Below are 14,943 nucleotides of genomic sequence, written 5' to 3'. Positions count from 1 at the left end.
CCCGCCCCTTTAGCCAACGTTCGGATTGGTCGTCAGGTAAAGCGGTAATGCCGCCGCACCCAAATGAGGTTTCTTGTCCGCTTCGGCGCGAATGAATGTCGGGTGCGGGCCGAAATGATCCTCTCCGAGAGACCTGGTCGCGGACAGCCTCTCGATCAACTCTGCAAAAACCGCATCCGGCAACCGGCCACCCAGCACAATCGCATCTGGTGACATTGTCCGGGTAATGATGAGGCTCAACCACCTGAGCTGTTCTTCAACCCGATCTATCCAGTTCAGGACACACTTGTGCTGAAGATCGTCTTCACAGATCTGTTCAAGATGATCGGCGCCAAGTCCCGCCGCTTTCATGGTCGCAAGCAGGTCCGAGCCAGAGGGGCGTGGCTTGGACTTGGGAAACAGCCCCCCGAACTCCGCAGCTGATGCACTCTTTCCGAGGTAAAGCGATTGATCAATCACTGCTGCTCCGCCGATACCGTGCGACAGCCAGACGTAGCTGAAATTGCGGATTGTACGGCAGCTTCCAAACAGAAGCTCGGCAAGACAGGCACACTTTGCGTCATTCAACTGGTGAACCGGCATATCAAAATACGGCGCAAAATCCTTGCCGGCGTCGATCTCAGGCCATTCGGAGAAGTATTGTGTCTGCCGAACGATACCGGGCTTGCTGGTATGCTGTCCCGGATAGCTAATTCCGCACCCGATGAAACGGTCGGACTGCAGTCCGAGTTCTCTGATTTGGCGGTCTACTGATGCACCGATCCACTCCATCAGCTGCGAGAACCCTCGGTCCGTAATCGCTGATGTTTCTTCCGACACAACCTCGCCCAACGCGTTGACGATACAGGTGTAGTACCTCTCCGGATCAATAAACACGCCAACGGACAACAACCCCATCGGGCGCAGTTGAAGCAATTTGGACGGATAGCCACGACGGCCGGCACGGTTGGGATCGACCTCTTCGACCACAAGGCCATCATCCATAAGCTGATTGACGATCCGGGTCACGGTCGATGGCTGCACATCCAGAAGATCCGCCAACTTCAATCGGGAAACCGGCCCTTGGGAACGAAGCAGCTGGATAAGGCGCCGCGCACTCGGCTTCTGCAGTGTGTTCAATTCAAGCTCCTGATCTGCTCGCACCCTAATAAATTGCGCCGCGCAAATAAACCTTGATTTTTTAATTTGCGCAGCGCAATTTAATAATTGCCCAGCGTCTCCGCCGGGCACGACCTTGTGAGGGAGGAACAGATGAACCCGAAAAAAACTTTGCTGAAACTCAGTGTTGCCCTGACCGCATCGCTGTCGGCCACGTTGGCCTTCGCCGAGGGCACGGTTACTGTCTATACGGCAGCACCCCAGAATTTTGTCGATGAACTTGTGCCAATGTTTGAGGAGGCATCCGGCACCAAGGTAGAGATCATCAAGGCTGGCTCCGGAGAACTCCTGAACCGCCTGACTGCAGAGTCCGCCTCCCCTATCGCCGATGTGCTTTGGAGCGTCGACGGCACTGTGGTGGACTTCAACCCGGATCTATTTACGGCCTATGAGTCGCCGGAACAGGCGTCCGTCAATCCGTCTTTGGTGAAGAGCGAGCTCTGGTCACCCTTCACCGCCGTTGTCATGGCATTCGCCGTGAACAAGGACGCTTTGGGCGATACGCCCGTGCCGTCAAGCTGGGCGGATCTGGCCAAACCGGAATATGACGACCTGGTATCATCGGCACGCGCGGACAAATCCGGCTCGGCCTATATTCAGTTCGCCACGGTTCTGCAGGCCTTCGGTGACGAGAAAGCGGGATGGGATGTCTATAACGGCATGCTTTCAAACTTCGTCCTGTCCGACAGCTCAGGCGCGGTACCGCGGTTTGTAAATGATGGCGAACTGCCGATCGGAATTACGCTGGAGGACGCCGCCCTGCGCTACAAGGAAGGCGGAGGCCCCGTCGAGATCGTCTACCCGGCGGAAGGAACAGCCATTTCACCTGATGCTATTGCACTGGTTGCGGGCGCTCCGAATGCTGACGCCGGCAAGGAATTCATAGATTTTATCCTGTCGGCTGAAGCGCAGAAGGTCGTTGCCGATCAGGGCCGCCGTCCGGTTCGCACTGACGTTGCCTCCAATGAGAGCCTTGTTCCGCTAAGCGATATCAATGCTGTCGACTACGACTTCCAGTGGGCGGCCAAAGAGCGCAAACGCCTGGTGGAAGCCTGGGGTGAAGCAGTTCTCGACCATCAGTAAGCAAGCGATACGGCCGGGTTTCCCGGCCGTTCAACCGACAGCCAATTTGGGAGGGGTAACGGAAATGGCATCCGTTGATATCGTCAATATCAGAAAATCTTACGGACCGGTCCTGGCTCTGTCGGACATCGATATTCAGATTGAATCGGGAGCGTTTTTTACGTTGCTCGGCCCAAGTGGCTGCGGAAAGACCACGCTGTTGCGGACAATTGCCGGATTTCACTTTCAGGACTCCGGTACAATCCTGATCAACGGCCGGGAAATACAGAATACGCCAGCGCACAAGCGTGGCGTGGGAATGGTGTTCCAGGACTATGCGGTCTTCCCCCATCTGAGCGTCAGCGACAACGTCGCGTTCGGCCTCAAGCGGAAGAAGTTTCCGTCTTCGCAAATCAAGCCGAAGGTGGTCGAGGCCCTCAGGATCGTGCAACTGGAAGAGTTCGCGCACCGGATGCCTCACGAGTTGAGCGGCGGGCAGCAGCAACGTGTCGGTCTGGCCAGAGCCATTGCGGTGGACCCTACCGTTCTCCTGATGGATGAACCCCTTTCAAATCTTGACGCCAAACTTCGCGTGGACCTCAGGGGAGAATTGCGCCGCATTCAAAAAGACATGGGCATGACGACGATCTATGTAACCCATGATCAGGAAGAGGCTCTCGCCATGTCTGACGTTGTCTGCGTCATGTATGGCGGCATCATTCAACAGGCAGCCTCGCCTTTTGAGATCTATCGCAATCCGGCAAACCGTTTTGTCGCCAACTTTGTGGGTGCGAACAATTTCCTCGCCGGAAGCATCGATCCCGCGGGCGATGCGATCCTGACCACATCCGGTCTCAAGGTTCGGTCAATCGCCGACAGCGCGTCCGACACCGATATTGCGGTCTCTGTTCGTCCCGAAGCGGTGAATGTCTCCCTGAATGGCGATGCCGTCGGCGACGACATGCTCACCTTTGACGGAAACATTCGTCAAATCAGCTTCATAGGACGTGAACTTGAAGTGCACGGCAAGACTGAGCTTGGTGACGATGTGCGCGCCATCTTGCGGCCGACATCCGATCTCCTTGGCCTTTCGGAAGGTGATCCGGTCACCTTCGCATTCAGCCGCGATCAGGCCATCCTGTTTGAAAACGGAGAAACGGGCAGGAGGTTGTCATGACGATCACCTCCTCAAATCCGCCCCTGAAACCTCTTTCCGTTTTCAGTCCGATACGTTTCGATTTCTGGACCGTGATGACGCTTCTCGTCGTTACGGTGCTGGTTGTTCTCCTGATTTTGCCGATTGCCAGCGTGTTTCTCGTCAGTTTCATCGATGAGGACACGGGCGCCTTTACGCTTGCGAACTACGTGGAGGTTTTCACCCGGAACTACTATGTGAAGGGTTTGAGAAACACGCTTACCGTGGGCCTTTTGGGCACGCTCGGCGCCTGTCTGATCGGCGTTCCCCTCGCCTTCTTCACTGCCAGGTTCCGGATCCGCGGCAAGGCGCTGATATCGACGCTCGCAATCCTCGTGCTGGTCGCGCCTCCATTTATCGGGGCTTACGCCTGGATCATGATGCTCGGTGCCAACGGCTTCGTGACAAACTTCTTCAAGGGATTTGGTCTCAATCTGCCCACCATCTATGGCGCACACGGGATCATCCTGGTCTTTACGCTCAAATTCTTCCCCTTTGTGTTCCTGATGACAAAGACCGCGCTCGGGTCGGTCAACAAGTCGTTTGAGGATGCTGCTGAAAACCTCGGCTGCAATGCTCTGCAACGGTTCTTCTACGTGACACTTCCCCTGGTATTTCCTGCGGTCAGCACGGGTGCGATCATCTGCTTCGTTCTGTCGATTGCCGATTTTGGCACGCCCGCAATCCTCGGCCGGGGCTTCCGCACTCTGTCGACAATCGCATACTCCGCCTATACGTCCGAACTAGGCGGCAAGCCCACGATGGCCGTCACGGTCTCGCTGGTCATGATGGCAATCTCCATTCTGGCTCTTTTCGTTCAACGCCGTTTCCTTGCAAAGCGGCGCTATGCGTCTGCACTGACGAACCGACCCGTCATTCATCAGCTGACCGGCCTGCGCAATCTGGGGGTTCACACCTTCTGCTATGGCGTTGTCATCATCGCGATGCTGCCGACATTCGTGGTCATCTACACGTCGTTTCTGGAGACCAACGGACCGGTCTTCACCGGCGAATACGGCCTTTCCAGCTACAAGAGGGTTTTGCTGGATGCTCCCGAAGCGATCTATAACAGCTTCAGGTTCTCCCTGACCGCCGTTGCCGTGATCGCCATTTTCTCCGGATTGATTTCTTATCTTATTGTCCGGCGGGAAAATGCGGTTTCCGGCGCAATCGACGTCCTGATGATGGTTCCTTATCTCGTACCTGGTGTCGTCATGGCAATCGGTTTCGTTACGACATTCCGTTCCGGCTGGTACGATCTGACCGGCACGGGCCTGATCATCGTCATGATCCTGTTCATCCGGCGGTTGCCCTATGGTGTCCGTTCAACGACGACAAACCTTCGGCAAATCAAACCGTCTCTGGAGGAAGCGGCCATCAACCTGGGGGCCTCTCCCCTGCGGGCGTTCCTCTCTGTAACTGTGCCCCTCATCCTGCCGGGATTGATCGTCGGCTCCTTGATGAGTTTTATCACCGCGATCAACGAGCTCTCGTCCACCCTGATCCTCTACAACTCCAAGACTGTGACCATGCCGGTAAAGATCTACATCTCCGTGCTGGACGGCGAATTCGGGTTGGCCGCGGCTTTGTCCACGATCCTTCTCGTTTGCTCCGGACTTTGTGTCTATGCGGTCTTCCTGCTCGCGGACGATCGGGAATCGTCTTTTGTCTAGTCAACTTCAACTCAGTACCGGCGTACCAATGCAGATATCCTCACTCACCTATTCCAGAGACAGAACCGGTCGTCAGGCCGGAGACGACAGTCTCTTGATTTTGCCGGGTATCTGCGGAGTGTTCGATGGAGCTTCAAGCGGTGCAACCGGCTCCGGGATTTCACCAGGGCAAGCTGCCTCCCGCGCAGCCGCATCCGTTTTGGGTGAATTTGCAGCCACCAGAACCATGACGGACATTCCCGCCGCTGAGGTTTTCTCGGCAATCAGAGAGAGAATTTGCCGTACAGAGAAACTGCTCGGCAATTCGTTCAGAGCATCAACTACCATGGCAGTGGCATTTTTTGGCGCTGAAACCGTTCGGCTTCTTGTTGTTGGTGACAGCGGTATTCGCATGAACGGCGATCAGATCTACAGGCGTCTGAAGCCTGTCGACGACCTTTCAACGACTGCACGGATCGAGGTTTTCAACTTGCTGAAGAGCAGCGGAAATTCCGCCGACGAAGTCGAGGCTCAAACGCGTAGAATATCGTTTCAGGGCTTGGATTGTGGCGTGAGCGAGAGCGTTCTCACCGAAACCGACGCGACCCAGATTTGCTCCCTTGTTTCAGAAAGATACGCCGACATCGTAGCCCCGCAGCAGACCGAGGCCTTTTTGCGCACTGGCATAAGATGCCAATACATGTACGCCAATCGGCCGGACCATCCTTTGGGATACTCCTCGCTGAACTGCGATCCCATCTTGATGGACGATGTCATCGACGTGAGCAAACCAATTGCAGAGGTCGAAACCCTGGAGTTCTTTACGGACGGCTATTTCGATATCCCTGAAGGAGTTTCAGTGTCGGCCTGGGAAAAGGCGTTCGACGCTTCCGAGGCAATCGATTTTCACAAGACCAAAAGCTTTCCGAGTGTCAAAGGGTCTACCTCGAAGGAATTCGCCGATGATCGCTCCGTGATCGTTGTCAGAAACTCCTGATCGAACATGAACCTGCCAAAGATACAAAAAAGCCAGCCCGAAGGCTGGCTTTGATGCTTCAGTCTGCAGTGAGTGTCGTTGCTCACCGCAGATATGGTCCTTGTCAGGCCGCCTGGCTGGCGTCTGCCTGTTCCAGAGCAGTCGCCGGATCGACATAGTCATAGCCAAGGGCTTCAGCAACGGCTTCACAGGTTACCTGCCCACTGATCACGTTCAGGCCCGGCAGGAAGTTTGCGTCGTCCAGAAGGGCCTTCTTGGCGCCTTTGTTGGCAAGAGACAGCGCGAACGGCAAGGTTGCGTTGTTTAGCGCATAGGTGGATGTCTTCGGCACGGCGCCCGGCATGTTGGCAACGCAGTAGTGTACGACCTCATCGACAATGTAAGTCGGGTCGGAGTGCGTTGTTGCCTTGGAGGTTTCAAAGCAGCCACCCTGATCGATTGCAACGTCCACCAGTACGGAACCCGGCTTCATCCGGCTCACGAGGTCCGCGGAAACGAGTTTCGGAGCTGCAGCGCCGGCAACAAGCACGGCACCAACGACCATGTCTGCTTCAAGGACATGTTTTTCCAAAGCAGACTTTGTCGAGTAAACGGTCTTCAGCGCCGGGCCGAATGCCTGGGACAGTTGGCCGAGAACCGCCGTGTTGCGGTCCAGAACAGTAACATCGGCACCAAGACCGATTGCCATGGTGATGGCGTGCGAACCGACAACGCCGCCGCCGATGACGACAACCTTTGCAGGTTCCACACCCGGAACGCCGCCGACCAGGGTACCGGAACCGCCATGTGCTTTTTCCAGAGCCTTGGCACCGGCAATAACGGACAAACGACCGGCAACCTGGGACATCGGTACCAGAAGCGGAAGACCGCCCTTGTCATCAACAACAGTTTCGTAGGCAATGCAGGTCGCGCCGGACTTCACCAGGTCGGCGGTCTGCTCTGCATCCGGAGCCAGGTGAAGATACGTGAACAGGATATGATCCGGACGCAGCATCGCGCGTTCGACAGCCTGTGGCTCCTTCACTTTCACGATCATCTGGGCTGCGTCGAAGACGTCTTTTGCAGTCGGCAGGATCTTTGCCCCGGCTGCTTCATAGTCCGCATCGCTGGCACCAATGCCAACACCTGCATTCGTCTCGACAACCACTTCATGTCCGTGGGCGATCATCTCGTGAACACTGTCCGGTGTCAGTCCGACCCGGTACTCGTGGTTCTTGATTTCCTTCGGCACACCAATGCGCATAACGACTACTCCTCCAGAAGCGATTAGGTTGACTTAATTGTACGCCTCATTTTGTCGAATGTGCTTGCGTTCCGTCGTTGCAAAACCACACCCAAAACAATCTTGTTGCGTGAAATCTGGAATTTTTCGAATATACTGCGAACACAACATTACAAACCTGCAATATATGCGGTGCAGCAAAAATGAAACTGGATCGACTGGATCGTAAAATCCTCGACGTCCTGCAAAAGGACGGCCGGATTGCCAATGCGGATCTCGCCGAAGTGGTCGGGCTATCGGCCTCCGCATGCCTGCGCCGTGTGCGCGCGCTGGAAGAAGCCGGCATCATCGAAAACTATGTGGCCTTGCTGGATCAGCGCAAACTCGGCAGACGCATGGATGTGTTTGTCGAAATCTCTCTCACAGGCCAGTCCAAGGAAACCCTGGAAAACTTTGAACGGGCCGTCGCTCGCTCCGAGGAAATCATGGAGTGCTTTCTCATGGCTGGAGATGCCGACTATATCCTGCGATTGACGGCAGAAGATCCCGTCGATTTCGAGCGCATTCACAGAGACCACCTTGCGCAGCTGCCGGGTGTCCTGCGCATGAAGTCCTCTTTTGCGATCCGGCCGATCGTGAAAAGAACGGCCATTCCACTGGATGGAGATCATTGAAACCCGGTGAAATTCGAAGTCGGGTGCCTGGCTTCCTTTCGGCGCGAGCGATTGAAAGCCAAAGTTTTATCGTCGGCAATGTGCACTCTCGACGGCGAATGCCCCGACCGCTATAGTCCGCTTCCATTCGCTTAATTGGCCTTTCAAGGAACCCGCCACGGTGTCCCACACGATAACCCGTTTTCTCGACACAACCTACCAACTCGCGGAATGCCCGACCTGGGATGACAGACACAACCGCCTGCTTTGGACGGACATCCAGGGCCGTTCCATCCAGTCAATGGATTGGGAAACCCGGGACATCAAGACCTTTCACTTCGACAATGAAGTCGGCTCCTTCGGCCTGACTGACGACGACCGGTTGATCGTCGGCGTCTGGGACAAGATCCTGCTGTTCGATCCTAAAAGTGAAATCAGTGAGGTTCTGGCGGACGTCCAAACTGATGTTCCAAGCACGCGCCTGAACGACGGCAAAGTCGGACCGGACGGTGCTTTCTGGGTCGGCACCATGGACACCAATTCCCCTCGCGAACCCGTTGCGGGTCTCTACCGGGTGGATGCAAAAGGCCGTGTTGAGGAAATTCGTGACGAACTGCAATGTTCCAACGGTCTTGCCTGGTCTGCGGACGGTACCTTCATGTATCACTCCGACTCCTCCCCGGGCTGGATCGAAGGCTACGCATTTGATCCCTCCACAGGTGCCCTTGGTTCAAAAATGCTGTTTGCCCAGCAGACCAATGAGACAGGCCGTCCCGACGGCGCCACTGTGGACGCCAACGGGAATTACTGGAGCGCTGGTGTTTCCGCAGGCTTGCTGAACTGCTTCGCGCCGGACGGCAACCTGCTGCATGCGATCAAGATGCCGGTCGACAAACCCACCATGCCGTGCTTCTGCGGTCCGGATCTCGACCACCTGATCGTGACCAGCATCAAGCAGCCGACCGATCCGACAGCCATTGAACCGGATACGCTGTCCGGCGGCCTGTTCCTTGTGAAAGGTCACGGTCAGACAGGTTTGAAGAGCAACCGTTTCAGGACTTCAGACCGCTGACACTTCGAGCGATCTGACTCTCTAGTCTGCTTCCTGAAGATAGGACAGGTCGGGTCCGGCAGGCACGATCCCCGAAGGGTTGAGTGCCTTGACCGAATAGTATCCGGCCTTGATGTGATCGATCCGGGTCACATCCGCGAAGGCGGGCATCTGGAACAACCGTTTCAGATACGAACTCAGCATCGGGTATTCGCGGATCGTTTTCAGATTGCATTTGAAGAGGCCCTCGTAGGCCGGATCGAAACGCACAAGCGTGACAAACAGGCGAATGTCGCTTTCAACGATGCTGTCGCCGGTCAGAAAAGATCTGCCATCAGAAAGCCTGTCTTCCAATTCGTCGAGCATGGCGAACACATCTTCAACCGCTTCGTCATACGCTTTCTGGCTCTGGGCAAAACCCGCCCGGTAGACACCATTGTTGAGCCGATCGTAAAGCGACTGATTCAGTCCCTGGATTTCCGCATCCTTTGAACTTGGTCTGAGGCTTGGAGCTTCTCCGGTTATCGCTTCAAAGGCCGTGTCGAAGATCCGGAGAATATCGGCAGACTCGTTGTTGACGATGGTTTGCCGGTCGCAGTCCCAAAGTACCGGAACGGATGCGCGTCCTGTGAAGACAGGGTCAGCTGCCGTGTAGATCTGATGCATGTAGGATGCACCTATTTCCGGATCTGCGCCTGTGCAGCCGGGGAAATCTCCAAACCGCCAGCCCTCCCCGCTCATGATCGGCTCCAGGACGGATACGGAAACGATCTCATCGAGTTTCTTGAGTTTGTGGGCAATCAGCGTTCGCCCCGCCCACGGGCAGATGTAGTTGACGTAAAGGTGGAAACGCCCGGCTTCCGCCTTCAAGGCCTCCTGTCCTTCCGGCCCTGAGCTGCCATCAGGGGTGATCCAGTTTCGGAAGCTGGAGACCTGCCTTACAAAGCGGCCGGTATTATCGCTTTTCTGATAGGGGTGCCATTCGCCACTCCACTTGCCGTTCTGCAGCATCTCATTGCCCTCGTAATCTGATAATGTGTCTCGAAGTCAACGGTACCGGCGCACTAGCGCCCCAGACCATGCTTGTTGAACCTCGGAAGGAGCCCACCTGTCCTGCTTCCCAGCAATGCCTGCACCAACAGAGCCATTGCCCAGAATGCGGGAAATTCCCAGCCGCCATTCTCATTGGAAAACAGCCAGCCGTTTTGACCGTGAACGAAGGCGATGGCGCCCAGAAGGATGGGAATGAGAGCAAGACTGACAAGGCGGACAAACAGCCCCGAGATCAACAACAGGGCCCCGATCACTTCCAGTGCAATTGTGACATAGGCAAGCGTCCCCGGCAGCCCAAGCGACTGGAAAAACCCGACTGTGCCCGCCGGTGTGAAAACGAACAGCTTCAGGCTCGCATGCGCCAGGAAAAGCGCTCCAAGGGACACACGCAGAAGAAGGGCTGCGTAAGGGGCAGTCTTTGAATCGATCATGTCATTCTCCCTGGATCAAGTTCGAGTTGTCCTGCAGAGATAATTGACGACAAAAACTATATAAATTAATCAAAATTCTACAGTTTGTATCCATTTTGGGGACAGTATGAATCTCGTTGATTGCATGAAGGCCTTCGCGGCGGTTGTCGAAACCGGATCTTTCACAAAGGCGGGCGAACGGCTGGACACGTCCAAGACCCTTGCAAGCAAGAAAGTCCAGGCTCTGGAAAACCACCTGGGAACCCGGTTGCTTCATCGCACGACGCGAAGTGTGAGTTTGACGGAATCGGGCAGGATCTATCATGACAGGTGCGTGCAGCTTCTTGACGATCTGGAAGAGTTGGAAGGCCTTATGCAAAACCAGGTGGCCACGCCGCGCGGACGGCTTTCCGTCACCGCCCCGACGACATTCGGAGAAATGTACCTGGCGCCATGCATGCCTGAATTCAGACGGCGATATCCGGAGGTCTCCGTTGATCTGAGCTTGACCGATCGTCACGTGGACCTTGTCGAAGAGGGGTTTGACGTTGCCGTTCGCATTGCGGATTTGCCGAGCTCTTCCCTGATCGCGCGAAAGCTGGCTCCTACCGCAGTTCATATCTGTGCAACACCGGATTACCTTGCACGTAGCAGCATCCCGGAGCATCCCAGAGATCTGACAAGTCACCAGTGCATTGTCGACACCAATTTCAAGAGCGGCACATCCTGGCCGTTTCATGAGAACGGGCAAAAATTCTCAGTTCTCATCAACGGTGCGCTTTCGGTCAACAGCGCAAGAGCCGTGAGGGAATTCGTTCTGGCTGATGCGGGTCTTGCTCTTTGTCCGGGCTACACGGTTCATGAGGAAATAAGCTCAGGTGCACTGGTGCCTGTGCTGACCGAGTTCAACGCCTTCGAGATTGGTGTCCATGCCGTGTTCAATTCAAAACGCAATCTGACACCGAAGGTCAGAGCGTTCGTCGACTTCCTGGCAGTTGAGATGGCGAGGGTAAGTGATGGATGGTGACACAAAGGCACATCATGCATCGACTTCTGCCGTTAGTTCCTCACGGAGGAAAACCACGGGAAATTGAACACTGCCTCACCTATCTGGCCGAAGGCGGCGTATCACATCGTTGAATTTTCGGCTCTTCAGTCGAAATTCGGGTGGCTGACCACCTACAGCTTTCGACCACCAACGCGCCTTCCGATCCCGGCAAACTGTCGCTAACAAAAACGGTACTGGCGGAAAAGCCGAATTTCCCTGTCTGCGTTCCGGCAGGGAAGATGCGGATCAATTCCTTGTAAGGAAAACGCGATTTGCAGGACTCGATGAAACCGCTCGTGAAGTCACCGTCCGGACTGGACATAACCAGCCCATGATACAGGGATGTGCCGGTACCAATGGTTGGATCATCGATACCCGTTGCGATGTGAAGGACATCACCTTCCTGCACGAAGTGAAGTTCCAGCGCCCGGCCAAACGTTGAGGGTACACCGTTCTTCACGTGGTCACAGACAACAAAACCGTCATAGCTGCCGGTCCAGGAAAATGGCTCTTCAGCAGAGACCGGCGCAGCACATAACGCCACACCGACACCGGCAGCAAGAATTCTGTTCATGTCCACCCTCTCTCATTGGCCCACGAAACCTTGAACCGACACCTGCGTGGTAGCGTTAGCGCGCGGCCCGGATTGCGCTGTCCATCGCCTAGGTCGGGATCTCATTCAACACCATGCAATTACGATTGAGACGAGGCAAGCGCGGCGAAGTAGTTTGTGGCGAGCCGATCAAATCGAGTTGCGATCCGTCTCCAATTTTTGAGCTTTCGGCGGAGCGATGCACCTTCACATGGCTGGAATCGATGGACAATTCATCAGGAACCGGCCACTCGCCGCTATCTTTTCGACGATCTATTGCCAAATCGCTCATTGTGTCCAGCGGTGATAACGATTGCAGATCGTCGTTGGGGGGACCGTAAGCCTCTGGAACATCACGCCAACGGCAACCAACCTTCAAGAATACCGGAGATGATCGTTCTGTCATCCACCCGCGGTTTGCCAAGCTTGCCACGGGGCAAGTGAAGTTCAAGCGCGCACCATGCCTCATCGGATGGCCAGAACAAGTCAGCCATTGAAACCTCCCCACAAATCAGACTCATATCGAGTCTGGTTTGCTGTTTGAATCCAATGTTCTGTTTGGGTTCCCAACCTAAGGTCTGGCCCTGAAAACTGGCGCTCAGGGGTCGGCCGATTCCTCCTGTTGCCGACGCTGGTCGGACCTAAAGCGTTTTCGGTAAAACCTGAAACAACTGACGCTGCCTGAAATCAAAGATTTCAACACGTTAGGTGATGCTGATTGTTTCAACGATTTCCCGAAACGCAATAGCCGACGACAGCAGCGCGCAACCAAGCTGGGCTTTCGGCCAAAGATTACATCCGTCGGCCAGTCACGCACCGCAGATAACCGAGGCGCGTATTATCGGGTCAGCTTTCATGCGGTAGGTGGCCGTCACAAGTTACCTCGCAGTCTCGTCAGCCTTCAAAGATCCTGTGACAAAACTGGGAACGTCTTGTTTCGCTGCAACGGTAAATTGCGATCTTGCCTCCGGGGTTCGGATCACGCCGCTTTCAGTTCAGGTGGACCTTGGCGCACCACGCGGTTAGATTTGATCAGGGCAGATGCTTGAGCGCAGCTCAAGTTGAAGTGCGTCGGTTTAAATGTCTGCGGGCAAGGATCAGAGGAGGATTCAGTGCCTTTTCAGACCTTGCTCGATTCCTTTATCGTGATGTTGGCGTTGATTGGAGCTGCCGTCTGGTTGCGCGAACGCAGTGTTATTCTGAAGAGCGAACAAGCGGTATTTCCCAGGCTTGTGACCGACTTCGTGCTGCCAGCTTTGATTTTCACAAACCTCAGCCGCGACCCCTTGACCCGCGAGAAACTGCTGGTCGCGCTCGTTTTCTTCCTCTCTATCGCCATCGTAACAGCGGCTGCATGGGTCATCGGCCGCAGGATGCGACTGGAAAAGCCAGTACTTGGTTCCTTTGTGCTGGTCTCAGGTGTCGGTAGCAGTTCAACACTCGGATACTCTCTGGTTCAATATGTGTATGGCAACAATGCCCAGATCATGAGCATGGTTGTCGTAATGGGTGAATTGGGTGTTGTGTTGCCGCTGTTCACCGTCGGTGTTGCCATTGCCAGTTACTTCGGCAGTGATAACGACGAGGGAGCGGACATCAGGTCCGTGTTCCTTACCTTCGTGAGGTCGCCAATTTTCCTGGCCTTCATCCTCGGGATCCTGGTTTCTCTCACAGGTTTTCCTGAAAGTCACAAGGCCGTGGTTCTCTTCAACATCGTTCTGGAAATTATAAGCGACTCGTTGAAGCTCTTGGTTGCATTCACGATCGGCTTGATGCTTCGCCCAATTGCCATCCGCCAAATGGCGAAGCTGATTGTATTGGTAGGCGTGCTCAAGCTCGTTTTGGAGCCTGTCGTTGCAGGCACTATTGCGATGGCGCTCGGACTGCCGGAGATTGAGCGAAGCCTTCTCATTATTGAAGCAGCAATGCCCTCGGGCGCTTTGGCTGCCGTTATTGCGGCTCGCTACGGCTGTGACGGGGCCGTCGCCTCCACGTTGCTCATTGGTACATTTGTCCTCAGTCTCGTAGCGATCCCCGTGGTGGGATATTTGATTATCTAGGTTGGCGGCTCGTTCAACACCCTGCAATTGCGATTGAGACGAGGGCAAGCGCGCATCATGCCTCATCGGATAGCAAAAACAAATCAGCCATTGAAACCTCCTCCCAAATCAGACTCATATCGAGTCTGGTTTGCTGTTTGAATCCAATGTTCTGTTTGGGTTCCCAACCTAGTGTCTACAGCCGCGTATCTTTACCGGTTGCCAGACCGTGTGCGCCGGCTGAACAAGAACCTTGCGGCTGATCGTCTTGTAGACAGCCGGGTTTTTCACCACGTAGCTGCTTGCAGGTTGCACGATCACCTTTTCCTTTACCATGCTGTAAACAGCCGGTTGCCGAACGGCGACCCTTGAAGCCGGTTGAACCAGGACTTGCCGGCTCACTGACTTGTAGACCGCCGGATGCTTGACCTTGCAGAGGGTCTTCACCCCTTTGATCATCCGGTATTCCCAGCCGATGCTGGCAGGCTGCACCTGAACCCGGCTTTGCCGTGTCTGGTAAACCGCAGGCGTTGTCCGGTAAGAAACGCTCTCGGGCTGAACCAGAACCTTTCGTTTCTGATAGCCGTAGACCGCCGGCTTCTTGACGACGCGGGATGTGGCCGGTTGCACAAGAACCTGCTGTTGCACCGTCTTGTACACGGCCGGAACAGTCGCCTGTTGATAGCATGAAATAGCCTTGCCTCCGGCGAATGCGGATGTGGCAAGAAATGGACTTAAAATCAGCGCCAGAGGCGCATTCCAGAAACTGCGACGCATAATACTTCCCCCAGTCTGGTGTGGAAAAATCACC

General features: G+C 55.2%; 14 protein-coding genes and 1 pseudogene. 8 read left to right on the top strand and 7 right to left on the bottom strand.

Features of this window, described 5'->3' with window-relative positions:
* Window positions 1–9: 9 nt before the first annotated feature.
* Window positions 10–1,119 (bottom strand): ROK family transcriptional regulator, encoded by a 1,110-nt coding sequence (locus tag ABLQ08_RS18065; protein WP_352944815.1) that lies wholly within the window; start codon window positions 1,117–1,119, stop codon window positions 10–12.
* 132 nt (window positions 1,120–1,251) lie between these two features.
* Between ABLQ08_RS18065 and ABLQ08_RS18060 the strand changes: the two genes are divergently transcribed.
* The 4 genes from ABLQ08_RS18060 (at window position 1,252) to ABLQ08_RS18045 (ending at window position 6,064) form a co-directional block, all read left to right on the top strand.
* Window positions 1,252–2,241 (top strand): extracellular solute-binding protein, encoded by a 990-nt coding sequence (locus ABLQ08_RS18060; protein ID WP_352944813.1) that lies wholly within the window; start codon window positions 1,252–1,254, stop codon window positions 2,239–2,241.
* A 64-nt stretch (window positions 2,242–2,305) separates the two neighbouring features.
* Window positions 2,306–3,397: an ABC transporter ATP-binding protein gene (locus ABLQ08_RS18055; RefSeq protein WP_352944811.1), complete on the top strand. Its 1,092-nt coding sequence runs from the start codon at window positions 2,306–2,308 to the stop codon at window positions 3,395–3,397.
* Window positions 3,394–5,088, top strand: coding sequence for an ABC transporter permease (locus ABLQ08_RS18050; protein WP_352944809.1), 1,695 nt, complete (start codon window positions 3,394–3,396; stop codon window positions 5,086–5,088). Before ABLQ08_RS18055 ends, ABLQ08_RS18050 begins: the two co-directional genes overlap by 4 nt.
* A 28-nt stretch (window positions 5,089–5,116) precedes the next feature.
* A complete protein-coding gene (locus ABLQ08_RS18045) occupies window positions 5,117–6,064 on the top strand; it encodes a hypothetical protein (RefSeq protein ID WP_352944807.1) in 948 nt (315 codons plus the stop codon).
* Between the two features lie 103 nt (window positions 6,065–6,167).
* Here ABLQ08_RS18045 and ald read toward each other — a convergent pair whose 3' ends face one another.
* Entirely contained in the window at window positions 6,168–7,307 is a 1,140-nt protein-coding gene (ald, locus tag ABLQ08_RS18040) for an alanine dehydrogenase (RefSeq protein WP_352944805.1), read from the bottom strand.
* Window positions 7,308–7,489: 182 nt separating this feature from the next.
* Between ald and ABLQ08_RS18035 the strand changes: the two genes are divergently transcribed.
* Both ABLQ08_RS18035 and ABLQ08_RS18030 read left to right on the top strand, forming a co-directional pair.
* Window positions 7,490–7,960, top strand: a complete 471-nt coding sequence (locus ABLQ08_RS18035) for an Lrp/AsnC family transcriptional regulator (protein WP_352944803.1) — start codon at window positions 7,490–7,492, stop codon at window positions 7,958–7,960.
* Window positions 7,961–8,120: 160 nt separating this feature from the next.
* Window positions 8,121–9,011: an SMP-30/gluconolactonase/LRE family protein gene (locus ABLQ08_RS18030; RefSeq protein WP_352944801.1), complete on the top strand. Its 891-nt coding sequence runs from the start codon at window positions 8,121–8,123 to the stop codon at window positions 9,009–9,011.
* A gap of 21 nt (window positions 9,012–9,032) precedes the next feature.
* On the opposite strand, the gene ABLQ08_RS18025 is transcribed toward ABLQ08_RS18030, so the two are convergent.
* Together ABLQ08_RS18025 and ABLQ08_RS18020 are read right to left on the bottom strand one after the other, a co-directional pair.
* Window positions 9,033–10,001 carry a glutathione S-transferase family protein gene (locus tag ABLQ08_RS18025; protein ID WP_352944799.1) on the bottom strand — a complete coding sequence of 323 codons (969 nt, stop codon included), beginning with the start codon at window positions 9,999–10,001 and terminating at the stop codon, window positions 9,033–9,035.
* A 53-nt stretch (window positions 10,002–10,054) separates the two neighbouring features.
* A complete protein-coding gene (locus ABLQ08_RS18020; protein ID WP_352944797.1) occupies window positions 10,055–10,474 on the bottom strand; it encodes a DoxX family protein in 420 nt (139 codons plus the stop codon).
* 106 nt (window positions 10,475–10,580) lie between these two features.
* On the opposite strand from ABLQ08_RS18020, the gene ABLQ08_RS18015 reads away from it, so the two are divergent.
* Window positions 10,581–11,480, top strand: coding sequence for a LysR family transcriptional regulator (locus tag ABLQ08_RS18015; protein WP_352944795.1), 900 nt, complete (start codon window positions 10,581–10,583; stop codon window positions 11,478–11,480).
* A gap of 79 nt (window positions 11,481–11,559) precedes the next feature.
* On the opposite strand, the gene ABLQ08_RS18010 is transcribed toward ABLQ08_RS18015, so the two are convergent.
* Window positions 11,560–12,075 (bottom strand): hypothetical protein, encoded by a 516-nt coding sequence (locus tag ABLQ08_RS18010; protein ID WP_352944793.1) that lies wholly within the window; start codon window positions 12,073–12,075, stop codon window positions 11,560–11,562.
* Window positions 12,076–12,250: 175 nt separating this feature from the next.
* Window positions 12,251–12,587 (bottom strand): annotated as a pseudogene (locus ABLQ08_RS18005) (transposase); the annotation flags it as partial.
* Between the two features lie 567 nt (window positions 12,588–13,154).
* On the opposite strand from ABLQ08_RS18005, the gene ABLQ08_RS18000 reads away from it, so the two are divergent.
* Window positions 13,155–14,153 carry an AEC family transporter gene (locus ABLQ08_RS18000; protein ID WP_352944792.1) on the top strand — a complete coding sequence of 333 codons (999 nt, stop codon included), beginning with the start codon at window positions 13,155–13,157 and terminating at the stop codon, window positions 14,151–14,153.
* A gap of 168 nt (window positions 14,154–14,321) precedes the next feature.
* Here the strand turns inward: ABLQ08_RS18000 and ABLQ08_RS17995 are convergent, their stop codons facing one another.
* Window positions 14,322–14,909, bottom strand: a complete 588-nt coding sequence (locus ABLQ08_RS17995) for a hypothetical protein (RefSeq protein WP_352944790.1) — start codon at window positions 14,907–14,909, stop codon at window positions 14,322–14,324.
* Between the last annotated feature and the right edge of the window lie 34 nt (window positions 14,910–14,943).

Origin of the sequence: Roseibium sp. SCP14, from assembly GCF_040329475.1 — a bacterium.
Taxonomy (GTDB): Bacteria; Pseudomonadota; Alphaproteobacteria; order Rhizobiales; family Stappiaceae; genus Roseibium.
Note: the sequence above shows the minus strand (reverse complement) of the source record. Positions and strands in the feature narration are given on the sequence as shown.

Excerpts from the sequence above, each read along its gene's own strand:
- ABLQ08_RS18060 (WP_352944813.1), top strand. The coding sequence starts at position 1,252 with ATGAACCCGAAAAAAACTTTGCTGAAACTCAGTGTTGCCCTGACCGCA.
- ABLQ08_RS18055 (WP_352944811.1), top strand. The coding sequence starts at position 2,306 with ATGGCATCCGTTGATATCGTCAATATCAGAAAATCTTACGGACCGGTC.
- ABLQ08_RS18050 (WP_352944809.1), top strand. The coding sequence starts at position 3,394 with ATGACGATCACCTCCTCAAATCCGCCCCTGAAACCTCTTTCCGTTTTC.
- ABLQ08_RS18045 (WP_352944807.1), top strand. The coding sequence starts at position 5,117 with ATGCAGATATCCTCACTCACCTATTCCAGAGACAGAACCGGTCGTCAG.
- ald (WP_352944805.1), bottom strand. The coding sequence starts at position 7,307 with ATGCGCATTGGTGTGCCGAAGGAAATCAAGAACCACGAGTACCGGGTC.
- ABLQ08_RS18035 (WP_352944803.1), top strand. The coding sequence starts at position 7,490 with ATGAAACTGGATCGACTGGATCGTAAAATCCTCGACGTCCTGCAAAAG.
- ABLQ08_RS18025 (WP_352944799.1), bottom strand. The coding sequence starts at position 10,001 with ATGCTGCAGAACGGCAAGTGGAGTGGCGAATGGCACCCCTATCAGAAA.
- ABLQ08_RS18020 (WP_352944797.1), bottom strand. The coding sequence starts at position 10,474 with ATGATCGATTCAAAGACTGCCCCTTACGCAGCCCTTCTTCTGCGTGTG.
- ABLQ08_RS18015 (WP_352944795.1), top strand. The coding sequence starts at position 10,581 with ATGAATCTCGTTGATTGCATGAAGGCCTTCGCGGCGGTTGTCGAAACC.
- ABLQ08_RS18010 (WP_352944793.1), bottom strand. The coding sequence starts at position 12,075 with ATGAACAGAATTCTTGCTGCCGGTGTCGGTGTGGCGTTATGTGCTGCG.
- ABLQ08_RS17995 (WP_352944790.1), bottom strand. The coding sequence starts at position 14,909 with ATGCGTCGCAGTTTCTGGAATGCGCCTCTGGCGCTGATTTTAAGTCCA.